This window comes from Thalassospira sp. HF15, from assembly GCF_011806525.1.
Taxonomy (GTDB): Bacteria; Pseudomonadota; Alphaproteobacteria; order Rhodospirillales; family Thalassospiraceae; genus Thalassospira.
Genome location: NZ_JAAVKI010000001.1, coordinates 440,344 through 463,875 on the forward strand (window position 1 = coordinate 440,344; position 23,532 = coordinate 463,875).

The 23,532-nt window shown below is 53.6% G+C and carries 23 protein-coding genes and 1 riboswitch; of the genes, 2 read left to right on the forward strand and 21 right to left on the reverse strand.

Translation table 11 applies throughout. From position 1 onward, the window contains the following. Positions 1 to 38: 38 nt before the first annotated feature. The 14 genes from HED22_RS02010 to argS all read right to left on the reverse strand — a co-directional run bounded on the left by HED22_RS02010 (position 39) and on the right by argS (position 13,095). The gene (locus HED22_RS02010; RefSeq protein ID WP_254869662.1) at positions 39 to 1,094 is read right to left on the reverse strand and encodes a M23 family metallopeptidase; all 1,056 of its coding nucleotides are present in this window, start codon (positions 1,092 to 1,094) and stop codon (positions 39 to 41) included. A gap of 81 nt (positions 1,095 to 1,175) precedes the next feature. Continuing rightward, entirely contained in the window at positions 1,176 to 1,829 is a 654-nt protein-coding gene (locus HED22_RS02015; RefSeq protein ID WP_167718343.1) for a protein-L-isoaspartate(D-aspartate) O-methyltransferase, read from the reverse strand. Beyond that, positions 1,826 to 2,593, reverse strand: coding sequence for a 5'/3'-nucleotidase SurE (gene surE / locus HED22_RS02020; RefSeq protein WP_167718345.1), 768 nt, complete (start codon positions 2,591 to 2,593; stop codon positions 1,826 to 1,828). The genes HED22_RS02015 and surE overlap by 4 nt, the downstream gene beginning before the upstream one ends. Before the next feature lie 12 nt (positions 2,594 to 2,605). After that, positions 2,606 to 3,880 (reverse strand): serine--tRNA ligase, encoded by a 1,275-nt coding sequence (serS, locus tag HED22_RS02025; RefSeq protein WP_167718347.1) that lies wholly within the window; start codon positions 3,878 to 3,880, stop codon positions 2,606 to 2,608. A 100-nt stretch (positions 3,881 to 3,980) separates the two neighbouring features. Beyond that, entirely contained in the window at positions 3,981 to 4,979 is a 999-nt protein-coding gene (tatC, locus tag HED22_RS02030; RefSeq protein WP_175581106.1) for a twin-arginine translocase subunit TatC, read from the reverse strand. Positions 4,980 to 4,981: 2 nt separating this feature from the next. Further along, positions 4,982 to 5,380, reverse strand: a complete 399-nt coding sequence (gene tatB, locus HED22_RS02035; protein WP_167718351.1) for a Sec-independent protein translocase protein TatB — start codon at positions 5,378 to 5,380, stop codon at positions 4,982 to 4,984. Between the two features lie 35 nt (positions 5,381 to 5,415). Then, positions 5,416 to 5,655 carry a twin-arginine translocase TatA/TatE family subunit gene (tatA, locus tag HED22_RS02040; RefSeq protein ID WP_167718353.1) on the reverse strand — a complete coding sequence of 80 codons (240 nt, stop codon included), beginning with the start codon at positions 5,653 to 5,655 and terminating at the stop codon, positions 5,416 to 5,418. Between the two features lie 174 nt (positions 5,656 to 5,829). Beyond that, positions 5,830 to 6,873: an ABC transporter ATP-binding protein gene (locus HED22_RS02045; RefSeq protein WP_167718355.1), complete on the reverse strand. Its 1,044-nt coding sequence runs from the start codon at positions 6,871 to 6,873 to the stop codon at positions 5,830 to 5,832. 105 nt (positions 6,874 to 6,978) lie between these two features. Continuing rightward, on the reverse strand, positions 6,979 to 7,806 hold the full coding sequence (scpB, locus tag HED22_RS02050) for an SMC-Scp complex subunit ScpB (protein ID WP_167718357.1): 828 nt from the start codon (positions 7,804 to 7,806) through the stop codon (positions 6,979 to 6,981). An 18-nt stretch (positions 7,807 to 7,824) separates the two neighbouring features. Then, complete coding sequence (locus HED22_RS02055) at positions 7,825 to 8,694, reverse strand: ScpA family protein (protein ID WP_167718359.1); 870 nt, start codon at positions 8,692 to 8,694, stop codon at positions 7,825 to 7,827. 30 nt (positions 8,695 to 8,724) lie between these two features. After that, the gene (locus tag HED22_RS02060) at positions 8,725 to 9,408 is read right to left on the reverse strand and encodes a site-2 protease family protein (protein WP_167718361.1); all 684 of its coding nucleotides are present in this window, start codon (positions 9,406 to 9,408) and stop codon (positions 8,725 to 8,727) included. Further along, positions 9,405 to 10,475 carry a beta-N-acetylhexosaminidase gene (gene nagZ, locus HED22_RS02065; RefSeq protein ID WP_175581083.1) on the reverse strand — a complete coding sequence of 357 codons (1,071 nt, stop codon included), beginning with the start codon at positions 10,473 to 10,475 and terminating at the stop codon, positions 9,405 to 9,407. Before nagZ ends, HED22_RS02060 begins: the two co-directional genes overlap by 4 nt. After that, positions 10,462 to 11,340: an SPOR domain-containing protein gene (locus tag HED22_RS02070; protein ID WP_167718366.1), complete on the reverse strand. Its 879-nt coding sequence runs from the start codon at positions 11,338 to 11,340 to the stop codon at positions 10,462 to 10,464. The genes nagZ and HED22_RS02070 overlap by 14 nt, the downstream gene beginning before the upstream one ends. 3 nt (positions 11,341 to 11,343) lie before the next feature. Beyond that, complete coding sequence (gene argS, locus HED22_RS02075; protein ID WP_167718367.1) at positions 11,344 to 13,095, reverse strand: arginine--tRNA ligase; 1,752 nt, start codon at positions 13,093 to 13,095, stop codon at positions 11,344 to 11,346. A gap of 234 nt (positions 13,096 to 13,329) precedes the next feature. On the opposite strand from argS, the gene erpA reads away from it, so the two are divergent. Next, positions 13,330 to 13,671, forward strand: coding sequence for an iron-sulfur cluster insertion protein ErpA (erpA, locus tag HED22_RS02080; RefSeq protein ID WP_167718369.1), 342 nt, complete (start codon positions 13,330 to 13,332; stop codon positions 13,669 to 13,671). An 89-nt stretch (positions 13,672 to 13,760) separates the two neighbouring features. Beyond that, entirely contained in the window at positions 13,761 to 14,540 is a 780-nt protein-coding gene (xth, locus tag HED22_RS02085; protein WP_167718371.1) for an exodeoxyribonuclease III, read from the forward strand. A 78-nt stretch (positions 14,541 to 14,618) separates the two neighbouring features. On the opposite strand, the gene ribB is transcribed toward xth, so the two are convergent. The 7 genes from ribB to HED22_RS02120 all read right to left on the reverse strand — a co-directional run bounded on the left by ribB (position 14,619) and on the right by HED22_RS02120 (position 23,456). After that, positions 14,619 to 15,287 carry a 3,4-dihydroxy-2-butanone-4-phosphate synthase gene (gene ribB / locus HED22_RS02090; protein ID WP_167718373.1) on the reverse strand — a complete coding sequence of 223 codons (669 nt, stop codon included), beginning with the start codon at positions 15,285 to 15,287 and terminating at the stop codon, positions 14,619 to 14,621. A 133-nt stretch (positions 15,288 to 15,420) separates the two neighbouring features. After that, positions 15,421 to 15,573, reverse strand: a riboswitch (FMN riboswitch). Positions 15,574 to 15,677: 104 nt separating this feature from the next. Beyond that, positions 15,678 to 16,955 (reverse strand): EAL domain-containing protein, encoded by a 1,278-nt coding sequence (locus tag HED22_RS02095; RefSeq protein ID WP_167718375.1) that lies wholly within the window; start codon positions 16,953 to 16,955, stop codon positions 15,678 to 15,680. 56 nt (positions 16,956 to 17,011) lie between these two features. Further along, positions 17,012 to 17,869 carry an aminotransferase class IV gene (locus tag HED22_RS02100; RefSeq protein ID WP_167718377.1) on the reverse strand — a complete coding sequence of 286 codons (858 nt, stop codon included), beginning with the start codon at positions 17,867 to 17,869 and terminating at the stop codon, positions 17,012 to 17,014. A gap of 13 nt (positions 17,870 to 17,882) precedes the next feature. Next, positions 17,883 to 18,470: an aminodeoxychorismate/anthranilate synthase component II gene (locus HED22_RS02105; RefSeq protein ID WP_167718379.1), complete on the reverse strand. Its 588-nt coding sequence runs from the start codon at positions 18,468 to 18,470 to the stop codon at positions 17,883 to 17,885. Continuing rightward, complete coding sequence (pabB, locus tag HED22_RS02110) at positions 18,467 to 19,867, reverse strand: aminodeoxychorismate synthase component I (protein ID WP_167718381.1); 1,401 nt, start codon at positions 19,865 to 19,867, stop codon at positions 18,467 to 18,469. The genes HED22_RS02105 and pabB overlap by 4 nt, the downstream gene beginning before the upstream one ends. Before the next feature lie 205 nt (positions 19,868 to 20,072). Next, on the reverse strand, positions 20,073 to 22,739 hold the full coding sequence (locus HED22_RS02115) for a valine--tRNA ligase (RefSeq protein ID WP_167718383.1): 2,667 nt from the start codon (positions 22,737 to 22,739) through the stop codon (positions 20,073 to 20,075). 90 nt (positions 22,740 to 22,829) lie between these two features. Then, the gene (locus tag HED22_RS02120; protein ID WP_167718385.1) at positions 22,830 to 23,456 is read right to left on the reverse strand and encodes a DUF2497 domain-containing protein; all 627 of its coding nucleotides are present in this window, start codon (positions 23,454 to 23,456) and stop codon (positions 22,830 to 22,832) included. Positions 23,457 to 23,532 lie beyond the last annotated feature (76 nt).

Genomic DNA, 23,532 nt, shown 5'->3' on the forward strand with positions numbered 1-23,532 from the left:
CTGGAAAGGCGCCCGGGCAGATTGTCCGGGCCTTGTTGTTACCGCGACACCATCACACTTGGCAGATGTTTGATGGGATCCGAGGAATTGCGCCCCCGACGGACTTCAAAGTGAAGCTGCGGGAAGGTCACGGCCCCGGTCGTGCCGACGGTCGATATCTTTTGGCCACGGGTTACAACATCCCCACGCGCAACCAGCGGGCTTTCGGTGTGGGCATAGGCCGTGACGAAGTTATCGGCATGCTTGATCAGGATAAGGTTACCAAAACCGCGCAATTCATTGCCAACATAGGTCACAACACCGTTTTCCGCAGCAACAATGGGCGTGCCGCGATTGGCTTGAATGTTGATGCCGTCATTAAACAGCCCACCCGTACCGGCACCGTATTTCAGGACAACCTTGCCCTGAACCGGCCAGATGAAACCTTTTCGTGCGGACGGTTCGGCCAAGGCAACGTTCTGGCGGACATTACTGCCCTGCCCGGCAACCGGTGTTGATCTGCTATCAGATTGCCAGCTGCGCGCTGATGCCATCTGACGTTCGGCAGCAGCGGCAAAATCTTGTGGTTTGATGCCCGGCGTCGGGATAGCACCACCATTGCGCGGCGAAACCCGAACGACCGTTGTTGTCGGCCGCTTTGTCCGAACAGGCGCACTTGTCGATTTTGCCGGAACACTTACCACCTGACGCTTACCACCAATCGTGACGGTTTTGGTTGGTGCCCTGGATTTCGAGGCGACAGCCGTTTCAGGCGGCATGCTGTCATAATTCGGCGTCCATGGCGGCAGTACAAGGCGCTGGCCTGGATAAATGACATAGGGTTTGCGAAGGTCGTTGCGGGCCGTGAACTGGACGAAATCCATGTGATAACGCACTGCCAGTTCAGAAACGGTGTCACCCGGTGCAACGGTAATGACGCGTTCACCGTTCTTAAGCTTTGGCATGCTGTAAGGGCTGTAGCTTGCCCCGTCGCCATATACCACAGGTACTGGAACAGAATTGAGCAAACAGCCGCCAAGCGTGGCACTTGCCGCACAGACGAGCAGCAGGCGTTTTCCGTGATAAACAGCGCGTTTGACACAATTTTCCATCATGTTTTCGATTGTCCGCGAATAGCGGTTAACAATCGGTAAGCATGAAGACGTTTGGGATGAGATTTTTGGGGAGCGGGAAAATCAGAACTCTTCGGTGCCCGGCAGCATCGGGACAAAGCGCACTGGCATCAATTCCGTAACATCAACGCCACTTGGCGTGCGCATGACACGCAGCAACAGCTGCGTATGGGATACCTCACCAACCGGCACGACCATAATGCCACCAACCGCAAGCTGATCAACAAGCACCGGCGGCACATCTTGTGCTGCAGCAGTGACGATAATGCGATCAAATGGCGCTTGTGCCTTCCAGCCCAGTCCGCCATCTGCATGCAACGTCGAAATGGTATGAAGGCCAAGTTCGCGAAACTTTTCCTCTGCCTCGCGCATGAGTGGCTTGTGGCGTTCAAGGGTGTAAACGCGACGTGCAAGCTTTGCCAGTATGGCAGCCTGATAGCCGGACCCTGTGCCGACCTCCAGAACCTTCATACGGTCATTAAGCTCAAGCGCCTGTGTCATCAACGCGACAATATACGGCTGGGAGATCGTCTGACCCTTGCTGATTGGCAAGGCGACATTCTCCCACGCCCGGGTCACGAACGGTTCGGCAACAAATGATTCACGCGGAATATCTGCCAGTGCTGACAGCACCTCTTCATCGTGAATTCCATCATCACGAAGTGTCTGCAGCAGATTGGCTATGGCGGTTTCACGCGTAATTACCGGCTCGTTCACGGAAATGCCTTCGTCAGTTTTTCAAACGTTTCGTAATGGGTGAAATCAAGGCTGATCGGCGTGACTGAAATATTGCCTTGTTCAATCACGCGCAGATCAGCAGCGTTGTCTTCGGGCAAATCGGACTGAATGGCGCCGATCCAGTAATAAGGTTCGCCGCGTGGATCAAGGCGCTCTGCGATATGATCGCCGATCTTGCGCTGCCCCTGCTTTGCGATTTTAACCTCAGCACCACCTTTGGCTTCATGATCAGGGAAGTTGACGTTAATCAGTACCCCTTTGGGCCAGGTCGTGGTGACCAAAGTCGCCAGAACGTCCTTAAGGTACTTCTCTGCAATCGTCCAGTCGATCATATCTGCCGAGAAATACTGCGAGAACGCCACGGCTGGCACGTTCAGAAGGGTCGCTTCCATGGCTGCAGCGACGGTCCCGGAATAGGTCACGTCTTCACCAAGGTTGCCGCCCCGATTGATGCCGGACAGGACAATGTCTGGCGGATTGTCCCGCATGACCTGCTGCAGGCCGAGCAGGATACAATCTGTCGGCGTGCCATCGACGGCGAAATGACGTTCGTCGCGTTTGTGGATGCGCAATGGACGGCGCAGGGTCAGGGAATGCCCTGCCCCGCTTTGTTCCATCGACGGCGCAATTACCCAGACATCACCTGAAAATTCGCGCGCGAGTTGTTCGAGCAGCTTGATCCCTGGCGCGTCAATGCCATCATCATTACTGATCAGGATACGTGCGTTGGTGAGATCAAGCATGTTCGTGTCGTCCTAGCGCGCCGAGATGACCTCGAGACCGCCCATGTAAGGTTTGAGCGCATCCGGAACGCGGATCGAACCATCAGCCTGCTGATAGTTTTCCATAACCGCAATCAGGCAACGACCAACCGCAAGGCCAGATCCATTCAAGGTATGCACAAACTGGGTCTTTTTCTCGCCTGTTGCACGATAGCGTGCATTCATGCGGCGCGCCTGGAAGTCGCGGGTGTTCGAGCACGAAGAAATCTCGCGATACTTGCCTTGTCCCGGCAACCAGACTTCAATGTCATAGGTTTTCGCAGCCGAGAACCCGATGTCACCAGTGCAAAGAATGACCGTGCGATACGGCAAACCGAGACGTTCAAGAATGGTTTCAGCACAGCGTGTCTTACGGGTCAGTTCCTCGTCGGATTTTTCCGCCTGGACCACCGAAACCATTTCAACCTTGGAGAACTGGTGCTGACGAATCATCCCACGTGTATCACGACCAGCAGAGCCGGCCTCAGACCGGAAGCATTGGGTCAGTGCGGTATAACGCAATGGCAAGGCTGCCTGATCAATGATTTCGCCGGCCACCTGATTGGTCAGGGTGACTTCAGATGTCGGGATCAGCCAGTAATCATTGGTGGTCTTAAATGAGTCTTCGGCAAATTTCGGCAGTTGACCGGTGCCATACATGGCATCATCACGCACCAGCATCGGGGTGATGGTTTCTTCGTAGCCATGTTCGCCGGTGTGCGTATCAAGCATGAATTGCGCAAGTGCACGTTCAAGCTTGGCCAAACCACCACGCAGAACCACAAAACGCGAACCTGAAAGCTTGGCCGCAGTTTCAAAGTCCATCATGCCAAGCTTCTCGCCGATCTCGAAATGCTCAAGCGGCGTAAAGTCGTACTCACCCGGCGTTCCCCAGCGATTTACCTCGACATTGTCGTCTTCGTCTTCGCCAACCGGGACTTCAGGGTCAAGAATATTTGGGAAGGATGACAGCAACAGATCAAGCTGATCGTTGAGCGACGCCTGACCGTCTTCTGCTTCCTTGATCTTGTCCTTGAGCGTGCCCATTTCGGCCATCAGGTCATCGGCATTTTCGCCGTTTTTGCGCAGCTTCCCGATTTCACCGGAAATCACTTTGCGGCGCGCCAGCATTTCCTGATGCTCAGTCATCAGTTTGCGGCGCTCAACATCGATATCAATCAAGCGCTGCGCGGTAACGTCCTGTTTGCGCGCAGTCATTGCTGCGTCGAAAGCCTCGGGATTATCCCGAATCCATTTAATGTCGTGCATCGAACGGCACCCTGTCAGTCTATGTATTTGTGGCTTTATACGATGGGGTGGACCCAAGGTCCACCCCGTCAAATCGGACGGTTTTGGCGGGTAATTTCAATCAACGGGCGTTGTTGAAATCATCCTCGCCATCATCATTGTTAGACGGTCCGGACAATTTCGGCGCATCGCCGTCATCATCAGACGATCGGGTCAAGGATGATTGACCATCATCATAAGATGCAGCCGCCTCACCTTGCGCATCGACGCTGTCTTCGCCTGTTGCGACCGTTGTCCCGGTTGCAGCCTGTGCTTCTGCGTCGTCATCCGATTCCGCCTCATCATCTTCGTCTTCTTCATCCTCGGCGTTTGCCTTTGCACGCTTGCGCTCGGAAACACGCGCCATAAGGATAGAAATTTCGTAAAGAATGATGATCGGAATGCCCAAACCAATCTGTGAAATCAGGTCTGGCGGCGTCAGAACCGCAGCAAAGCCAAACGCAATCACAATCGCATATTTGCGACGCCGTGCCAGACCATCGGCGGTTACAATACCTGCACGTGCCATCAGGGTCAGAAGAACCGGCAACTGGAAGCAAAGCCCAAAGGCAAAGATCAGCTTCATGACAAGCGACAGATACTCTCCAACCTTGGCTTCAAGCTGGATCGCAAGATTGGCTGCCCCACCGGCCTGCTCAAAGCTCAGGAAGAACTTCCAGGCCAGCGGCATGATCAGGTAATAAACCAGCGCACCGCCCATAAGGAACAGGATTGGTGTCGCAAACAGGAATGGCATGAAGGCCGAACGTTCGTTCTTGTAGAGACCCGGCGCGACAAAGGCCCACAACTGACCAAGGAAGACCGGTGCCGAGACAAAACAGGCCGCGAAGAACGATACCTTGACGTAGGTGAAGAACACCTCGGTCAGGGCGGTATAGATCATGCGGCGATCCGGCCCCATGATGTCGGCAAGCGGACGTACGAGGAACCCGTAGATGTCCTCGACGAAGTAGTAGCAGACACCAAATGTAATAAACAGTGCAAGAACCGCCCAGGTCAGGCGGTTTCTCAGCTCAATCAGATGCTCCATGATGGGCATCGGTCTGTCATGCGATTGCATGTTCACGCCTGGCTCTCCGGCTGATCTTTTTGCTTGCTCTCATCTGCGGACTTACCAGCCGTTGTCTTTGCCGGTTTTGCAGGCTTATCTGCCTTTTCGGCAGGTTTTTCTGCAGCCGGCTTTGACTCGGTCTTTTTCTCTTCGCCTTTGGGGCTTGAGATTTTATTTTCGAGGAAATCGGTCGGATTGCTGTGCGAACTGTTGACCTGCTTGCGCAGATCATCAAGCTCGGCTTCACGGATGATGTCATCAATTCCGCTTTGGAATTCGCGCGCCATCCCGCGCACTTTTTTCCAGTAACCCGCCAATTTATACAGCAGATGCGGTAGCTCTTTGGGGCCGACGACAAACAATGCGACGACGGCCACAAGAGCCATTTCGGTCCAGCCGATATCAAACATATGACACGCCTATCTGAAGGAAATCCGACAGACGATCAGGATTTCACAGAATCCTTTTCATTGTCTTTGCTCTCGGAAGAAACCGATGCAGAGGTCGTGTTTTCGATGGTCTTGGCCGAAGCACCTGCATCCTGTTCTTCTTTTTCATTGATGCCCGCTTTGAAGCTCTTGATCCCTTTGCCCATGTCACCCATCACTTTCGGCAGTTTGCCTGCGCCAAAGATGATCAGGACAATCGCAAGAATCAGAACGATTTGCCAAACGCCAATACCCATAACTTCAATCTCCAAAGATCCATTCTGCCTTCCGGCAACTTGCCCGGATAATGGCAGAAAGCCCCCCACTGTGCAATGCGACGGTTGGTTAATACCGGTGCACAACAAAATGCCTGTTAAACTTGCGTCTTTTAGCCTGTCAGACCGGGTGAAAACCCGGCCCGCGACAACGCATCAGGTCATAGGAAACACGAAGGTCATCTCGGGATCAAGCGTAATAGCGACAGATGGCTGATTAATCGGCGAAAAACGCCGTGGCACCCGTGCGTGGACGTGGTCACCGGCCTCAAGTGTCAGGTGAACAAGGTTAACCTCGCCAAGAACCCGCACGGCATCGACATGGGCCAAAACATCCAGACCGTTTAATGCTTCGCCGATATGCAGGCCTTCTGGCCGAATCAGAACTTCAACATCAGTGCCGTTTTCAATCTCGGGGCTTTCGACCGCACCAAACGGTGTCGTCACCTTCCCATCCGCCACAGTCCCGGAGAATCGGTTTACTTCGCCAAAGAATGACGCGACAAAGCGGTTTTCCGGACGGAAATAAAGCGTTTCGGGCGTGCCATCCTGCATGATCTGCCCTTCATTCATGATGATAATCCGGTCTGCCATATACATGGCTTCCTGTGGATCGTGCGTCACCATGACTGTCGCTATCCCGGCATCCTTGAGGACATGCAAGGTGGTATCGCGCAAATCGGCACGCCGCGCCACGTCCAGGCCGGAGAACGGCTCATCGAGCAACATGATGCGGGGTTTTGGCGCCAAGGCGCGCGCCAAGGCAATCCGCTGTTGCTGCCCACCGGAAAGTTCGTGCGGATAAGCGTGGAGGTATTCCGACATGCCAACCTGGTCGAGTGCCGCCGCTATCGCGTTTTTACGATCCGATTCACTGAAATGGCGCAGGCCAAAGCCGATGTTTTTGGCAACATCGAGATGCGGGAAAAGCGCATAATCCTGAAAGACCATGCCGACACCACGCTTTTCAGGCTCTACATAGCCACCGGGCTCAGCCACGATCTGATTATCGACCGCAATTTCGCCGACCTGAAGCTTCTCAAGCCCTGCAGCCAATCGAAGAGCTGTCGTTTTGCCACATCCGGACGGGCCCAAAAGGCACACCAGTTCACCGGGTGCTACATCGAAGCTGATATCGCGCAACACGCGGTTTTCACCGAACAGGTGCGATACATGCGACATCTTCAGGCCGTCGGTCATCAGGGACTCTTCTTACAACAGGGATCGAACACGCGTAGATGCAAATGATTTGCGAAATCTTTCGTGGAACTTAAGGCCCTTGCCTGCCTTATGCAAGAAGATGGATCAATTGCTTTCGCGATCCTGTTGTTCAAATGGTGTGTCGTCTACGTCTGTTTCTTCACTCTCGGATGCCCTGCCCGCTGGCTGTTCGTCTGCATCAAGGAGATTTGGATTGTCCGAGTAGATGGTTTCATCCAGATCATCAAGATTGCGTGTGGTCAGCGCTTCTTCGACAACAGAATCGGCAACCTCACCGTCATCGACCAGATCTGGCAAGGCTTCGTCATCAGAATTCGCACCATAACGCCCCATACCCGGCCGGCTATCGAGCAACCCGGCCGCCTTGAGGTCGGCAAGGCCAGGAAGATCATCACGGTTTTCAAGACCGAAGTGATCAAGGAAATCATCCGTCGTTGCCCAAAGAACGGGACGTCCGGGAACCCTTTTGCGGCCACGCGGGCGGATCCATTTCGATTCAAGCAGAATGTCGAGCGTACCCTTGGATAGCGCAACACCACGGATTTCCTCGATCTCGGATCGAGTGACCGGTTCGTGATAGGCAATGATGGCAAGGGTTTCCAAAGTTGCACGGGTCAGTTTTTTGGCCTTTTCGACCTCGATATGCAGATCACCTGCAAGATCAACGGCCGTACGGAGCGCCCATTTATCGCCAATCTGTTTAAGGTTCACACCACGCGGGGCATAGGTCTCGGCAAGCGCATTCATGATAGCGCTGATATCAGTTCCTTCGGGCAGGCGCGCGGCAATCACCCGCTCACTGACCGGTTCGGCGGAGGCAAACAAAACCGCCTCGACAATGCGTATATGTTGAAAATCGATCTGCGGACCGGATTCGACGCCCTCGATTTCAAGCTGCGAGTCTTCGCTCATTTCATGCCCCTGACCAACTTATTCCAGACCCTGATCTGCGTCATAGTCGAAATTGCGCGGCATGTCCCCGTCGCGCAAAGTCTGTGGTGAACGCAGCATAATCGGTCCAAAGGTTTCTTCTTGTGAAATTTCCAGTTCGCCGTCGCGGCACATTTCAAGACTTGCAACAAAGTGCGCGGCCAGTGCAGAACGGGCCTTGAGCGGAGTTCCCAGTCCGCGCGGCATGAACTCAAGCAGCCTTGTCCATGTCGGAACGACGCGACGGCCAAACAGGTCACGCAAACGCTGGATGGCGTCATCCATCGCGTAAAGATCAAACGCCTCGATCTCAAGCGTTTTGCTTTCCGATGTCAGCATGATCCGTGCATAGGCCTTCAGCAAATCATAAAGCGATGCATCATAGACAGACGCCGTCGTTACCCGGACTTCTTCCGGATCGCCCCGCCCAAAGAAATCACGTCCCAGATTGGGCCGTTCCAAAAGCTTGTCGCCTGCAGCCTTCATCGCCTCAAGGCGCTTGAGCTGGAAGGCCAGAAGCTCTGCCATTTCCTCGGCGCTGAGTTCTTCCTCATCATTTTCCTGCTTGGGCAGAAGAAGACGTGATTTCAAATACGCAAGCCATGCCGCCATCACCAGATAGTCGGCGGCCAGTTCAAGGCGCAAACCCTGCGCGGTATTGATGAATTCAAGATATTGCTCGGCAAGATCCAGAATGGAGATCTTGATGATATCGACCTTCTGGTCGCGCGCCAGCTCAAGCAAGACATCCAATGGTCCTTCGAATCCATCCAGGTCAAGAATCAGGCGTTCGGCAAGGCTCGGCGCCTCGTCGACCGGTTTCTTGTCAAACACATCATCTGGAATTTCGAATTCGAACTGGTCTGCCATCTATCCCCGATTATCCCCGTCTATCGGCATTCAGGCAAAGATATCTGCCAAAAGCCTCACCAGCGCATTGGCTGGTTCAAGGACCAACCACTGGAAAATCGGCAAATGAATTCCGAGTTGCGTCGTCACAAACGGCAACAGAAAGACCAAGCCGATCAATATGATCATGCCGGTTTTTTCCATACGCGCCAAGACCCGTGCAATCGGCATCGGCGAAATTGCCGTTAACACCCGCCCGCCATCAAGCGGCGGGATCGGCAACATATTGAATACGGCAAGAATACAATTCAGCCAAAGCGACTGATTAAGCATGGTTGCAAGCCAGTCGTTCACTGAAGGCGAGAAGCTTGGCAGCCAAACCAGAAGCAGGATTGATGCAATGGCAAGCGCGATATTTGTCGCCGGACCGGCAATCGCAACACAGATTACGCCAAGCCGTTGTGGATGCAGCCGATGAAATGCGACCGGGACCGGTTTGGCATAGCCAAATAGAAACGGCGCAGCAGTTACCAACAGCAAAGCCGGTATCAGGATGGTTCCAACCGGGTCGATGTGACGTATCGGGTTCAGGCTAAGCCGCCCCATACGCTGTGCCGTATCGTCGCCAAACAGTTTGGCCGCAAAGCCATGGGCGGCCTCATGCAAGGTAACGGCAAGCAAGACCGGAATAATCCAGGTGGTTGCCGAAACGATCAGCTCAATAATGTCATTCACTTCTGATCATCTCCTGCCGACCAGACCGGGGCCAAAAGGTCAGCAAGGCGGGATTGCCAGTCGGCAACCTGAGTATTGCTTGGCATATCGGCTTTGAAAGTCGCAATCTGGTTGGTGAACTTCTGTGCTCGCAGCAGTGAACTGCCGGTCAGAAGCGGTGCCATAGCAACCACTTCTTCCATTTCGGTGCGCTTGCCATTGCAATGAAGTGCGATGTCGCACCCAGCACGCAGGCATCCGTCCGTGCGGCTGGCGATGGACCCGCCCAATGCTTCCATCGACAGATCATCGCTGATCAAAAGGTTTTCAAACCCGATCTCGCCACGAATGACGTCTTCAATAACCGTGGGTGACACGGTGCCGGGACGTTGGTCGTCGATGGCCGTAAACAGCAAGTGGGCCGACATGGCTGCAAGCACATCTTTCATCTGTGCAAACGGCGCAAAATCGAACTCGGAGAGCGTATCGCGCGAGACGGTAACAATCGGCAGATCCTTGTGGCTGTCGACTGTTGCGCGACCATGCCCCGGAATATGTTTGATAATCGGGGCAACACCGCCATCAAGAAGACCTGCGGCAACGGCACTGGCGAGCATAACAACTTTGCCGACTTCGGCACCATAAGACCGATCCCCGATCACGTCACTCATGCCTGACAGGCGCAGATCAAGGACAGGCGCGCAGGTCGTATTGAACCCGGCTTTGCGCAGATCCGTCGCCATCAGCCGCGCACTGGTATAGGCCGCTTCGCGCGCATCATCTGGATTGCGATCAAACAGCTTCCCAAACGCGCCAGCAGGTGCGATATGGCGCCAATGCGGCGGTTTCAGCCGCATCACGCGGCCGCCTTCCTGATCAACCAAAATGGGAATGTTGCTATTTCCGACAGTTTCGCGAAGCGCATTTGTTAGTGCGCGGACCTGATCCCGGTCTTCGACATTGCGCGCAAACAGTATGAAACCGAAAGGATCGGCTTCACGAAGGAAACCCTTTTCCCAATTGCTGAGCTCCGTTCCTGCGATCCCCAGAATACAGGCACGTGGCTTTTTGACATCAAGGCCGGACAATGAGGCACCCCACACTGCGTTCTTTCAAATCCGTGCAAAGCTTTTCGGCAGCAGCCGCATCACCAAGAGGCCCGGCCTGCAACCGATAAAAGATACCTTTGCCTTCGATATCAATACGTTGCACAAACATCTCAAGGTTGCCAAGCAAGTCTTTGTTTTTTGCAGATAACCTCTTCCACTCTGCCGCCGCGCCAGCTTCTTCACGCACTGATGCAAGCTGAACCCGAAATGCCCCTGCAGCCGCTGCTTTTTTTGCGGCAGGCGCCGGTTCTTCTTTGGCCTTTTCGACGTTCTCTGGTGCCGGAGTTTCGTTGGCGCGGCTTTGTGCTGCTGCAACCGCCTTCTCGGCGTCGGTCAAATCAGGCTCATTAATTTCCGGCGCTTTAACAATAGGTTCAGCTGCCGATTCAGTTTCCTCTGGCGTTTCAGCGACTTCTTGGGCCGTGCGTTCTTCAGGCACATCGGCTTCTTCATCAGCCTGCGGCAACTGTGGTGTCGGCAAAACTTCCGGCGCGCGCGGCATGTCAGGCAGTTCCTGCAACACCACATTGGCGTCTGGGTCAACATCGCTTAGCTGATCGTAGACCGTTGTCTCGCGATGAGGGACTTCCATTCCGCCCGGGTCTTCGGGGCGAATTTTGATCGGCGATGGATCGGGCAGCAGGATAGGCAAATTGCCGTCATCCTGAATAGGCTGGCCCTGATTATAAAACCAGTAACCTGCCCCACCCAACGCGCCGCCAACAACGACGACACCAAGAAACACGGTGGCCAGCCCTTTGATCATGCTCTTGCCAGCGGGCTTTTCAGATCGATGGTGATCGGCACGCTCGGCATGAAGGTCTGTCCCGTGTTCTTCGCTCATCTCTTACATCTCCTCGACAGGCTGGACGCCCAATACCTCAAGACCGGAAGCAATGACCGTTGCAACGGCGCGGATCATTGCAAGACGTGCCAGAGTCGCAGGCAAATCATCCGCAATGATGAAGCGCAGCGCAGTGTTGTCACGTCCCTTGTTCCACAAAGCATGGAATTCTGCGGCAATTTCTGTCAGGAAAAAGGCAATACGATGGGGTTCGTGGGCGGTTGCCGCCTGCTCGATGATACGCGGCCATTCTGCCATGCGGCGGACCAGAAGTTTTTCCTCTTCGCTGCTCAGCAATGAAAGGTCTGCTGTCGCAAGCGTCTTTTCGGAAAAATCCTGTCCCGGGAATGCCTCTGCAGCCTGGCGGAATACCGAATTCACGCGCGCATGAGCATACTGAACATAGAAGACCGGGTTGTCCTTGGACTGTTCGGTCACCTTGGCAAAGTCGAATTCCAGCGCGGCATCGTTCTTGCGCGTCAGCATGATGAAACGCACAACGTCCTTGCCCACGCGCTCAACCACATCGCGAAGCGTCACGAAGGTGCCCGCACGTTTGGACATTTTAACCGGCTCGCCATTATCAAACAGGCTGACGAGTTGGCAAAGCTTGACATCAAGGTCGCCCTCGCCGTGCGTGATTGCCTTGGTTGCGGCCTTCATCCGTTTGACATAACCACCGTGGTCGGCACCAAAGATGTCGATCATCAGGTTAAAGCCGCGCTCATACTTATCAAAGTGATAGGCAATATCGGATGCGAAATAGGTCCAGCTGCCATCGGACTTTTTCAGCGGACGGTCAACATCATCGCCAAAATCGGTCGCGCGGAACAAGGTTTGCGGGCGCGGTTCCCAGTCATCGGGCTTTTTGCCTTTTGGCGGTTCCAGAACACCGACATAGATATCGCCCTTTTTCTCAAGGTGCTCGAACGCCGTCTGAACCTTGCCGGCCTTGACCAGACCATCCTCGGACGTAAACACATCATGAGCGACGCCAAGAAGACGAAGGTCTTCCTTGATCAGTGCCATCATTTCAACGATGGCAAAGGCCCGGAATTCCTCAAGCCACTCTTCTTCCGGCGCATTCTGCCACTTGTCACCGTCGCGCTCAGCCATCTTCTTGCCCGGATCGACAAGATAATCGCCGGGATAAAGGCCTTGCGGAATTTCGCCGATATCTTCGCCAAGTGCCTCGCGATAGCGCATGTGAAGCGACCGAGCCAGCACATCAACCTGCGCACCGGCATCGTTGGTGTAATATTCCTTGGTCACGGCATAGCCAGCCTTGCCAAGCAGGTTTGCCAGAACATCACCCACCACAGCTCCGCGGCAATGGCCTACATGCATCGGGCCGGTCGGGTTGGCAGAAACATATTCGACGTTGATCTTTGCGCCCTTGCCAAGATCGCTGTTGCCGTATTCCGTGCCGACTTCAAGGATCTGGCTGATTTGTGAAAGCCAGAACTGATCGGCCATCCGCAGATTGATAAAACCGGGACCGGCAATGTCGACTGCTTCGATATGATCAAGAGTGCCCAGTTTTTCCGCCAGCTTTTCGGCCAGATCACGCGGCTTCATTCCCGCAGCCTTTGAAAGCAGCATTGCAGCGTTGGTTGCAGCATCCCCATGAGACGCATCGCGCGGCGGTTCTACCGTCACACGGGAAGTGTCCGTTCCCGCAGGGAGAACACCGTCTTTTTCAAGGGCGAGAATCTGTGTCTCGATGTCGCTTTTCAAAAGGCTGAAAACATTCATAACTTGGAACTTTGCAATTTCTGGTTCTGGCCAGACCGGCCATTTGACTGGCGCCTGTTTTGAGCCATTTCACGCCAAAACGCAAGTCAGCCGTATCCAGACTGATTACAGGTTTTGACATTTCAGCCATGCACGCTAAATAGTGACTTAAATACCGCGTTCAGACCATGCTATCATGTCGTCAAGGATCGCAAATACACCTGCCCTGGCAGGTTGAAGATCAAGGAGTGTTGAATGACCGATTCTGCCCGGCAAGTTCAAATGACTGAAAGTGCTGCGAAACGCATTCAGGAACTGATCGCAAGCGAAGGTGCTGCGAACACGATGCTGCGCCTGCAAGTCTCTGGCGGCGGTTGCAGCGGCTTCCAGTATGAGTTCTCGCTCGACTCAGATACCACGGACGAAGATCGTATCTTCGAAAACCACGGTGCGAAAATGGTGATTGATGAAGTATCGCTCGACCTTCTCGGCGGTGCAGAAATCGATTTCGTGCGTGAAATGGTTGGTTCCGCCTTTCGTGTGAACAACCCGAATGCCACGTCTTCTTGTGGTTGCGGATCAAGTTTCTCGATTTGATCCGGATCGACAAACCGATCTATAAAACGGGGTTCGTTGTTGGCGAACCCCGTTTTGTTTGACCAGACACCACAAAAACCGAGGCCCGAATGAAAATAGCCACCTGGAATGTCAATTCGATCAAGGCACGCCTGCCCAACATTCTTGAATGGCTGCAGGAAGGCAAACCGGATGTCGTCCTTTTACAGGAAACCAAAACGGTCGATGACGCCTTTCCGGCGATGGAGATCGAGGATCTCGGCTACAACATCGCGGTGCATGGTCAAAAAACCTATAATGGTGTTGCGATCCTATCAAAATTCCCGATCGAAGATGTCGAACGCGGTTTGCCGGGAAATGATTCCGACGAACAGGCACGCTATATCGAAGCAACCATTTCCTCCCCCAATCCGGTTCGGGTCGCCTCAATCTATGTCCCGATGGGAACGGCGGTTGGGGACGAAAAGTTTGATTACAAACTGAACTTCCTGGATCGTCTGATTACCCGTTTTGAGAAAATCCGTGCCAGTGGTGAAGCAGCTGTTATGGGCGGCGACTATAATATCGCCCCGGACGACATGGACGTCTACGATCCAGCCAAGCTCCATGAAACTGTTCTTTGCACAACGGTTGAACGCAAGCGTCTGCGGACCATGATGAATATGGGCTTTACCGATGCATTCCGCACGTTCAACCCGAAGGGCCATCAATACAGCTGGTGGGATTATCGTGCAGGTGCCTGGAACAAGGATAACGGGCTTCGCATCGACCATCTTCTTCTGACCCCTGCGGCGGCCGACCGACTAAGCGCGTCGGATATAGATCGTGAACCGCGCGGCAAGGAAAAGGCATCTGATCACACCCCCGTCTGGTGCATGATTGACGAGTGACGGGTTCGATCACCGAAATAGAAAAAGGGCCGCATCCTGATAGGTGCGGCCCTTTTTCTTTGAATGGCTAAGGTCGGTTTATTCTGCCGCCTGCTGCATCGCGCTGCGATACGCGACGATATCCTCGATGCTGATGACGACCATGTCATTGGCATTGGCATATTCGATCAGCTCTGGCAGTCGCGCCATGGTGCCATCCGGATTGGTAACCTCACACAGCACACCTGCGGGTTTGAACCCTGCCAGCCGCATCAGATCGACCGTCCCTTCAGTATGTCCGCGACGTTCCAATACACCGCCCGGCCGGGCGCGCAGCGGAAAAACGTGGCCCGGACGCGCCAGATCACTCGGTTTGGTATCATCGGCAATGGCGGTTTTAACCGTGGTGACGCGATCTGCGGCCGAGACCCCGGTCGTCACACCAACCTTGGCTTCGATGGTGACGGTAAAACCCGTTCCCATACTTGATGTGTTATCAGCAACCATTGGCGGCAGTTCAAGTTCAGTTGCCTTTTCGTCAGTCAGGCATAGGCAGACAATGCCGCTGCAATCGCGGATCAACATTGCCATCTGTTCATTGGTCAGATTTTCTGCAGAAAAGATCAGATCGCCTTCATTCTCGCGATCTTCGTCATCAACAACCAGAACACCTTTGCCTTGGCGCAGATCATCAAGCGCACGTTCCATGCGCGCCTGCGGATCGCCAAAGATCGAAAGATCGGATTGTTTTTCAATACTCTGATTCATAACCGTCCTCTACGGATGGGGCTTACGAACCAGGGCAACAAAGAAAGGTCCGCTTTGCAGCAAGTTGCCACATCGCGGTCGCAGTCAGACGGCAAACCAGTCACGCCGAGGCGCTCCTGCCATCACCGTCACGCTTTATCCTCTCCCATCCGGACTGTTACCGTCGGCTCCGGAATCTCACCGGATCTGCTGACCCCAAAAGTCTTGTGACCTATGGGCGCTCGCGGGCTTCCCAGAAAACTGGATTACCGCCGGTCGGGATTTGCACCCTGCCCTGAGAATAAGCGCCGTGTTTCAACGACAAATGCCGATCACAATTGATCGACCCGCGCACTTTATGAAAGCGCATCTGCGATGTCAAACACCTTAAAACCATTGAAAACGTGTGGTTTAAATTTCCGAAAGAACTTTGCCCGCGCGAAAATGGAAATCACAGCCATTATTGCGCGCCTCGCGCGGGGCCCACTGACAAACAGCACACCTTTTATCCGAAGAACGGCGCTTTGATTTGCATTCCCGACGCAAATAGCTTCCAAGCATGGCATCAATGTAGCTGCCCTCAAATACATCTACACCCAGGCTGCGCCCCATACGAAGCGCAGTTCGACTATCGCATCGTGTCAGGATAAGGCTTTGATCGGCAAACAGAGTGGCAAATTCACGTAATCTCTCGGCGACTTCGGCGCGACGAGACCCGACAATATTGTGATCCCAGATGACCTTGATGAAATCGACATTCATTTTGCGTGGCGACAGGAATTCAAGCGCCGGCAATGTTATACGATCCAGTCCGACCTGAATGCCAAGGGAATGCAGGAATGCACACGCGTCTTCGAATTCCCACCAATTTGCAATCGCGTCTTCCATGGAAAACTCGATCGCCATGTTTTCGATCAGTTTCCCATTATGCTCGGCAGTAAAATCAGTGAACTTGTCGGTATGGACCGTCTGAATTTGCATATTCAGGTGGAGTTTGTCTGGCAGGATCGCAGGCGCGATGGACGCTGAGACCTCCATGACCTTTTCATCGAGAACACGCGAAAGGATCTCGATCTCGCCCGGCCCTTCGAGCAGGAAACTGGCAAGGTGGTGTTGGCGCAAGTAATCCAGCGAACAATAGATTTCATGTCCAAGGATTTCGCGGCGGCTGTCATCAAAAGCGACGATGGCCTGACGGCGGCAAGAGTCAAATACGGCTTCTGTTGTGATAGCGCCCCGGAGCATCTCGGCCATATCAAACCGTTCGGAAAATCCAGTGGTTGCGGGCTCGTTCAGCCAGATACCAAGGAGCTCGCATACCTTTTCCTGATCTTGTGGCCATTCAAAGCGGTTCCAGAGGTTTTCCGGAATTTGGCCAAGTCCTTGACGATCGATCACGTCGGTGAGGATTTCACGGATATGCTCGACAAAGGTGTGGTCATCGTTTTCCCACGCGCCCGAGCGTGCAAAAGCCACCATACCGTTCTCGAGACGATGGACCTTGGTATTTTCCGGCAGATTGTGAAAGGCATCGCGCGTGATGGCCTGATAGTCTTCGGTGCCAAGACGAAGATCAGCCGGAATATTCAGGATACCCAATGAAGGCGATTTGCCGTTGGCTGCGTGTTTGCGCAGGCTTTCGACAAATCGGTTACTGGTCAGCGCGGGCTTGGTTGAGTGGGCGTTCATGAGCATTCCTGTGTGAGCGGGGCCACAACATATGCCACAAACTTGGTTAACTCAACCTAAATAACTATACCATTGCATAGTGACTCCTCCACTTTTAGCGCAAGCTTGGTGAAGAATGTCTTTGCAGGCACGCCAACAACATAGCCATCAATGCGATCAATCACACGCAGCCCCTGAAGCGCATTGGCGGTGAAAACTGCATCAAATTCGCGCAGTTCTTGGGGCGTTTTCGGATCTGTGCTGATTTCAAGTTCGGATTCCTCAGCCCACTGCAAAACGAAGTCACGGGCTAAACCGCAAAGAATTCCGGTATCTTCATCAGGCGTCCACAAGCTTTCGCCGGAAATACCAAACAGATTGGCGACGCTTGTCTCTGCGACATTGCCATCTGCAGACAGAATGATGGCATCATCCACGCCGTATTTCTGCACTTCCTGTCTGGCAGCAATGTTATCAAGGTAATTGGTACTCTTGATGCCACCAGCCACCGAATGTGAATTGCGGCGCACCTTTTCCGAGGTCGCGACACTAATCCCGATATTGGGATCAACCGGGTCAAACGGTGCGGCGGTGATCAGAATGGTCGGATCAGGCGAATCAGGCGGTAAAATGCCCCGTTCCCCTGGACCACGCGACACAGTCATGCGAACAACGGCGTCCTTGCGGTGAATTTGTTCAAACAGGGTCGCAACGACACTTTCGACTTCTTCGGTCTCGGGCAATAGATCCAGCGGGAATTCAATCAGTTCCGCATGATGGTCGAGCCGCCCCATATGGGCGTCAAGCCAGGCAATCTTACCTTCATGTGCGCGCATGGTTTCAAAAAAACCATCGCCAAGAAGAAAGCCACGATCCGTTACCGGAATGGACGCTTCATCAAGATCGCGAAAACTGCCATTCATCCAAACCTGCATTGCCCGGTCCCTTTTAGTCGTTATCGGCTCCCTTCCCGGAAGCACGTTTCAGAAAATTCGCCAACAGCGCATGGCCCTGTTCCGTAAGCACGGCTTCAGGATGGAACTGAACACCGTATATCGGCAAGCTTGCATGGGCAAATGCCATGACTTCACCGTCGGGCCCCGTTGCTGTCTCAATCAAACTGCCATCATTTGGCAAATCAACAATTAACGAATGATAGCGCGTGACTTGCAAAGGATTATTTAATCCTGCGAACAAGCCGGTTCCGGCGTGGCTGATTTCCGATGTCATGCCATGTACCGGTCGCTTTGCCCGTTTAACGGTTCCGCCAAAGGCCTGTACGATTGACTGATGCCCAAGACAAACACCAAGCATCGGGAACTCGGTCTTAAGGGTTGTCATAAGATCAAGGCTATTGCCCGCTTCATCGGGCCCGCATGGACCGGGAGAGAAGACAATGGCGGCAGGCCGCATCTTGCGAACAACATCAGCGGTAATCTGGTCATTTCGAACAACCTTGACCGCATGGCCCAATTCTTCGAGATAGCGGGCAAGATTGAATACAAAGGAGTCGTAGTTATCAATCAGCAGGATCATACCAGACCCTCTGCCTTGATGCCGAACAACTCAAACATCTTGGCGGCCTTGACCAGCGTTTCCTCGTATTCCATTGCCGGGTCACTATCAGCGATGATCCCGCCGCCAACGTTAAAGGCCATTTTGCCACCATTCACGCTGAGTGTTCTAATCGCAATATTGGTGTCCATGGTGCCGTCAAAACCGACATACCCAATCGCGCCGCAATAAGCGCCACGCGTCATGCCTTCGAGTTCGGTGATGATTTCCATCGCCCGAATTTTCGGGGCCCCGGTGATGGATCCTCCCGGGAAACAGGCACGCAGGGCATCTATGGACGTTTTGCCTTCTTTGAGTTCCCCGGTCACGGTCGACACCAGATGATGGACGTTGGCATAGCTTTCCAATGCACAGATCGCAGGTGTTTTCACAGTGTGAGGATTGCTCACCTTTGACAGATCGTTGCGCAAAAGGTCCACAATCATAATGTTTTCTGCGCGATCTTTGACAGACAGCATTAATTCCTGTGCCAGTTCTGCGTCGCTGAGCGGCGTCTCTCCGCGCGGTCGTGTTCCCTTGATTGGCTTTGTTTGGATTTGTCCGTTGGTGACTTTGAGAAACCTTTCGGGCGAATTGGAAAGTACCGCAACATCACCGAAATTCAGGAATGCGCCAAACGGCGCGGAACTGATATCACGCAGACGTCGGTAAAGATCAAATCGCTTTGGAACCGCATCGCTTGGGAATTCCGCACGGAAACTCTGCGACAGGTTTGCCTGAAAGATGTCGCCCGCGAAGATGTAATCAATCACCCGCTGCACAGCGGCTTCGTATGCGCTGCGATCAAAGTTTGATTGCCAGGCCGACACTGTCGGTGCATGCGGAGTTGCTGGAGTTTCGATCAACGGTTTGGCAAGTCTCAGATATTTGCGAACCAGAGCCATTCGGTCATTCGCGCGTTGATCGCGTTTTGGTCCGGGCGCCTCAGGAATTCCCGTTGAGATCAACCACATCCGTCGATCAAGCTGATCAAAAGCAATCACCAGATCATAGATCCCGACTGCCATGTCAGGCATGTAAAGCCAGTCATCTGGTGCTTTTGGCAGGACTTCGGTCTGATGGGACAGTTCATACCCAAAATAGCCAACCGCCCCACCCTGGAATGGCGGAAGATCTTCGTGGGTCTCTATCTTGTAGCGCCCCAAAAGATCATCAAGCACATCAAACGGATCGCCGGGCACGTCAAAGCCGTCAAGCTCCACCTGCCCGTTCTTCGCAGTCAGCTTGTGTAGCGGCGATACCACAATGTAAGAAAACCTGTCCCGGTCGCCAGAATCAAGAAAGTGGCTATCGGCAAAGATCGCAAAGGCACCGTAGGCATCAACGGGCTCAATATAGGGGCATTCTTCTATCAGCATTCAGCAGTGGCAATCTTGCAGGAAAAGGGATCCAAACCGCCGGAAAGTGCGGATTACTGCCATACCCATGGCAAGGCACGCCAATCTAAGCGATTCTTTTGCAATCTGGCGACGGTTTTTATCGACTGGACATGATTTCCGGCGCCAAAAAGGAAAAGGCCAACCTTGAGCGGTTGGCCTTTGTCATTACCTATCGAAATCTCGGTCACATTGAAGCGATACGCTCAAATGCCTCTTTGAGTTTGGCCAGGGTATCCTTGGCCTCTTCAAGCTTGGCTTTCTCGGCGCTAACAATGTGTTCAGGCGCGCGGCTGACGAACTTTTCGTTCGACAGTTTGCCTTCCTGTGCCTTGATGTATTTCGTCTTGTCCTGGATTTCCTTTTCAAGACGTGCCTTTTCGGCCGCCACATCAATGAAATCAGCGACGGAAACAAAAACCGTCACCCCGTCAACGACTGTCTGGATCGCACCTTTGGCAATCGCTTCGACATCGCCCTGCGCCTTAAAGGCAACATCAGCAACACGTGCCAAACGTTTGACTTGCGCTTCCTGTGCCGAAACAGCTGCCTTCATCGCATCGGTGGCATCCACAAGATAGATCGGGACTTCTGCCGCCGGCGGGACATTCATTTCTGAACGCACACCACGAATATCGCCAATCAGGCGGATGGCCAGATCAACCTCGGCCTCTGCTTCACGATCAATCAGGGCATCGTCAAACTGCGGATAGCCTTCGGAAATCAGCATTTTCGCACGACTGTCAGAAGTCTTATCCCAGAGTTCCTCTGTGATGAACGGCATGACCGGATGCAAGATCAGAAGGATCTGATCGAGAACCCATGCCGTCACGGCGCGAATTTCGGCCTTGGCTTCTTCGTCAGTCCCCATCAGAACCGGTTTGGCCAGTTCGAGATACCAGTCACAGAAAGAACCCCAAACGAACTGATAGGCGCTGCTTGCCGCATCGTTAAACCGGTAGGTTTCAATACCGGTCCCAACAGCCTTGGCCGCCTCGACCGTTTTGCCAACGATCCAGCGCCCAAGGGTCGATTTCACATTGGCCGGATCAAAGCCATCAACCGGCTTGCATTCGTTCATTTCGGCAAAGCGCGCGGCATTCCAAAGCTTGGTCGCAAAGTTGCGATAACCTTCAACGCGCGATGCAGCAAGTTTGATGTCACGTCCCTGCGCAGCAAGAGCCGTCAGGGTGAAACGCAGGGCATCACAGCCATATACGTCAATGATTTCGAGCGGGTCGATCACGTTGCCCTTGGACTTGGACATTTTCTGACCGTGCTCGTCACGGACGAGTGCGTGAATATAGACATCCTTGAACGGTACTTTTCCGTCCATGAAATACATGCTCATCATGATCATCCGGGCAACCCAGAAGAAGATGATGTCAAAACCGGTGACGAGAACATCGCCCGGATAGTATTTGGCAAGCTCAGGCGTTTTGTCCGGCCAACCGAGCGTTGAATACGGCCAAAGACCAGACGAGAACCAGGTATCGAGCACATCGGTTTCCTGGGTCAGTTCGACGTCCTTGCCATAGTGGGCCTTGGCAGCTGCCATGGCCTCTTCTTCGGTTTCCTCAACGAAGAACTCGCCATCAGGTCCGAACCATGCCGGAATACGATGCCCCCACCAGAGCTGACGGGAAATACACCAGGGCTGGATGTTACGCATCCACTCAAAATAGGTATTTTCCCAGTTCTTCGGAACGAACTGGATACGGCCATCTTCGACCGCCTCGGTCGCAGGCTTGGCCAGAACTTCCGCGTTCACAAACCACTGGTCGGTCAGATATGGCTCGATGACCACGTTCGAACGGTCGCCATAAGGTACCATGTGAACGGTATCTTCGATTTTCTCAAGCAGGCCGAGCTCATCCATCTTGGCGACGATTTGCTTGCGGGCTTCAAAGCGATCCAGACCACGATATTCCTCGGGCGCCTCGTCATTGATACGCGCGTGGTCATCCATGATGTTGATTTTTTCAAGTCCGGCGCGCTTGCCGACCTCAAAGTCATTGAAATCATGGGCCGGGGTGATTTTCACAGCGCCCGAGCCCTTTTCCGGGTCGGCATATTCGTCCGCAACAATTTTAATGCGGCGCCCGACAATTGGCAGGATGCAATATTTGCCAACCAGATCCTTGTAACGTTCGTCTTCCGGATGAACGGCAATGCCCGTATCGCCCAGCATCGTCTCCGGGCGCGTGGTCGCAACCGTTACAAACTCGCCGTCGCGACCTTCAATCGGGTATTTGAAATGCCAATAGTGGCCTTTGACTTCTTTCTGAACGACCTCAAGGTCGGAAATCGCTGTCAGCAGCTTCGGGTCCCAGTTCACCAGACGCTTGTCGCGATAAATCAGGCCATCCTTGTGCAGCTTTACGAACACCTTGCGGACAGCTGCTGACAGCCCGTCATCCATGGTAAAGCGTTCGCGCGGCCAATCCGGCGACGCGCCAAGACGGCGCAACTGGTTGGTGATGGTCCCGCCGGACTTTTCTTTCCATTCCCAGACTTTTTCGACGAACTTTTCACGGCCAAGGTCATGGCGCGTGACGTTCTGTTCGCCAAGCTGGCGTTCGACCACCATCTGGGTCGCAATACCAGCATGGTCGGTACCGGGCTGCCAAAGAGTATCCTTGCCCTTCATCCGGTTATAACGGATCAGGATATCCTGAAGCGTAAATGTCAGTGCATGCCCCATGTGGAGACTGCCGGTCACGTTGGGCGGCGGCATCATGATGACATAGGGATCGGCGCTTGAGGCCACATCACAGGCAAAGGCACCTGCTTTTTCCCATTTATCGTAAAGTCTGCCTTCAACATCGGCCGGGTTGTAGGTCTTCTCCAACATGGTCTTTTGATCCGCTGCGGGTTTCATCATTTATACAAAGAAAAAGCGGCGCACCGTTGGCGCGCCGCTCAAATGTCAAAATCGGCTCGCCTACAGGTCTTCGGCGCGGTTTACAATCCGCTCGATTTCCTTTTTCACAAGGCGTTCGATCATATAGGGAAGGTTTTCGTCAAGCCATTCCTTAAGCAACGGGCGCAGCATATCGCGCACCAGATCCTCAAGGGTGGCATGCCCTGCATTAACGCCAAGAGCAACTGCGCGTTTCTTTGCAACAGCTTGCGCCAATTCAGAGATGGTTCCGGTCGCTGTCGATTCCGTCATATTGGAAATCAGCGGCTCGTCATCTTCTTCATCGTAAAGCGCTGGCATTGCCGGTTCGGGCTCTGGTTCCGGTTCCGGCTCTTCAAATTCTTCGTCCAGCGGGGTCTCATCGAAATCGAGCATATCGTCGAGTTCGAGTTCTTCGGCTTCTTCCGGTTCGTCGAGCTCTAGTTCTTCGGGTTCCTCGTCGAATTCAAGCTCTTCGGGCTCTTCATCAAGAACGAGTTCATCGATTTCTTCTTCAGGCTCGGGTTCTGGTTCCGGCTCGGGCTCGGGCTCAGGTTCCGGCTCGGGCTCAGGTTCCGGCGTCGGTTCAGGTTCAGGAGCAGCTTCCTGTTTTTCTTCATCCCCCTCATCGGCAAGAATCTTGCGGATGGACTGGAGGATATCCTCCATGGAAGGTTCTTGTTGCCCGTCACTCATAATTAAACTTCCGCACTAGTGTCATTTAACCAGACCGATCCGACCCAAG

Bases quoted from the DNA above. Each gene is read 5' to 3' on its own strand.
- HED22_RS02010 (WP_254869662.1), bottom strand. From the start codon at position 1,094: ATGATGGAAAATTGTGTCAAACGCGCTGTTTATCACGGAAAACGCCTG.
- surE (WP_167718345.1), bottom strand. From the start codon at position 2,593: ATGCTTGATCTCACCAACGCACGTATCCTGATCAGTAATGATGATGGC.
- serS (WP_167718347.1), bottom strand. From the start codon at position 3,880: ATGCACGACATTAAATGGATTCGGGATAATCCCGAGGCTTTCGACGCA.
- tatC (WP_175581106.1), bottom strand. From the start codon at position 4,979: ATGCAATCGCATGACAGACCGATGCCCATCATGGAGCATCTGATTGAG.
- tatB (WP_167718351.1), bottom strand. From the start codon at position 5,380: ATGTTTGATATCGGCTGGACCGAAATGGCTCTTGTGGCCGTCGTCGCA.
- tatA (WP_167718353.1), bottom strand. From the start codon at position 5,655: ATGGGTATTGGCGTTTGGCAAATCGTTCTGATTCTTGCGATTGTCCTG.
- HED22_RS02045 (WP_167718355.1), bottom strand. From the start codon at position 6,873: ATGACCGACGGCCTGAAGATGTCGCATGTATCGCACCTGTTCGGTGAA.
- scpB (WP_167718357.1), bottom strand. From the start codon at position 7,806: ATGAGCGAAGACTCGCAGCTTGAAATCGAGGGCGTCGAATCCGGTCCG.
- HED22_RS02055 (WP_167718359.1), bottom strand. From the start codon at position 8,694: ATGGCAGACCAGTTCGAATTCGAAATTCCAGATGATGTGTTTGACAAG.
- HED22_RS02070 (WP_167718366.1), bottom strand. From the start codon at position 11,340: ATGAGCGAAGAACACGGGACAGACCTTCATGCCGAGCGTGCCGATCAC.
- argS (WP_167718367.1), bottom strand. From the start codon at position 13,095: ATGAATGTTTTCAGCCTTTTGAAAAGCGACATCGAGACACAGATTCTC.
- erpA (WP_167718369.1), top strand. From the start codon at position 13,330: ATGACCGATTCTGCCCGGCAAGTTCAAATGACTGAAAGTGCTGCGAAA.
- xth (WP_167718371.1), top strand. From the start codon at position 13,761: ATGAAAATAGCCACCTGGAATGTCAATTCGATCAAGGCACGCCTGCCC.
- ribB (WP_167718373.1), bottom strand. From the start codon at position 15,287: ATGAATCAGAGTATTGAAAAACAATCCGATCTTTCGATCTTTGGCGAT.
- HED22_RS02095 (WP_167718375.1), bottom strand. From the start codon at position 16,955: ATGAACGCCCACTCAACCAAGCCCGCGCTGACCAGTAACCGATTTGTC.
- HED22_RS02100 (WP_167718377.1), bottom strand. From the start codon at position 17,869: ATGCAGGTTTGGATGAATGGCAGTTTTCGCGATCTTGATGAAGCGTCC.
- HED22_RS02105 (WP_167718379.1), bottom strand. From the start codon at position 18,470: ATGATCCTGCTGATTGATAACTACGACTCCTTTGTATTCAATCTTGCC.
- pabB (WP_167718381.1), bottom strand. From the start codon at position 19,867: ATGCTGATAGAAGAATGCCCCTATATTGAGCCCGTTGATGCCTACGGT.
- HED22_RS02115 (WP_167718383.1), bottom strand. From the start codon at position 22,739: ATGTTGGAGAAGACCTACAACCCGGCCGATGTTGAAGGCAGACTTTAC.
- HED22_RS02120 (WP_167718385.1), bottom strand. From the start codon at position 23,456: ATGGAGGATATCCTCCAGTCCATCCGCAAGATTCTTGCCGATGAGGGG.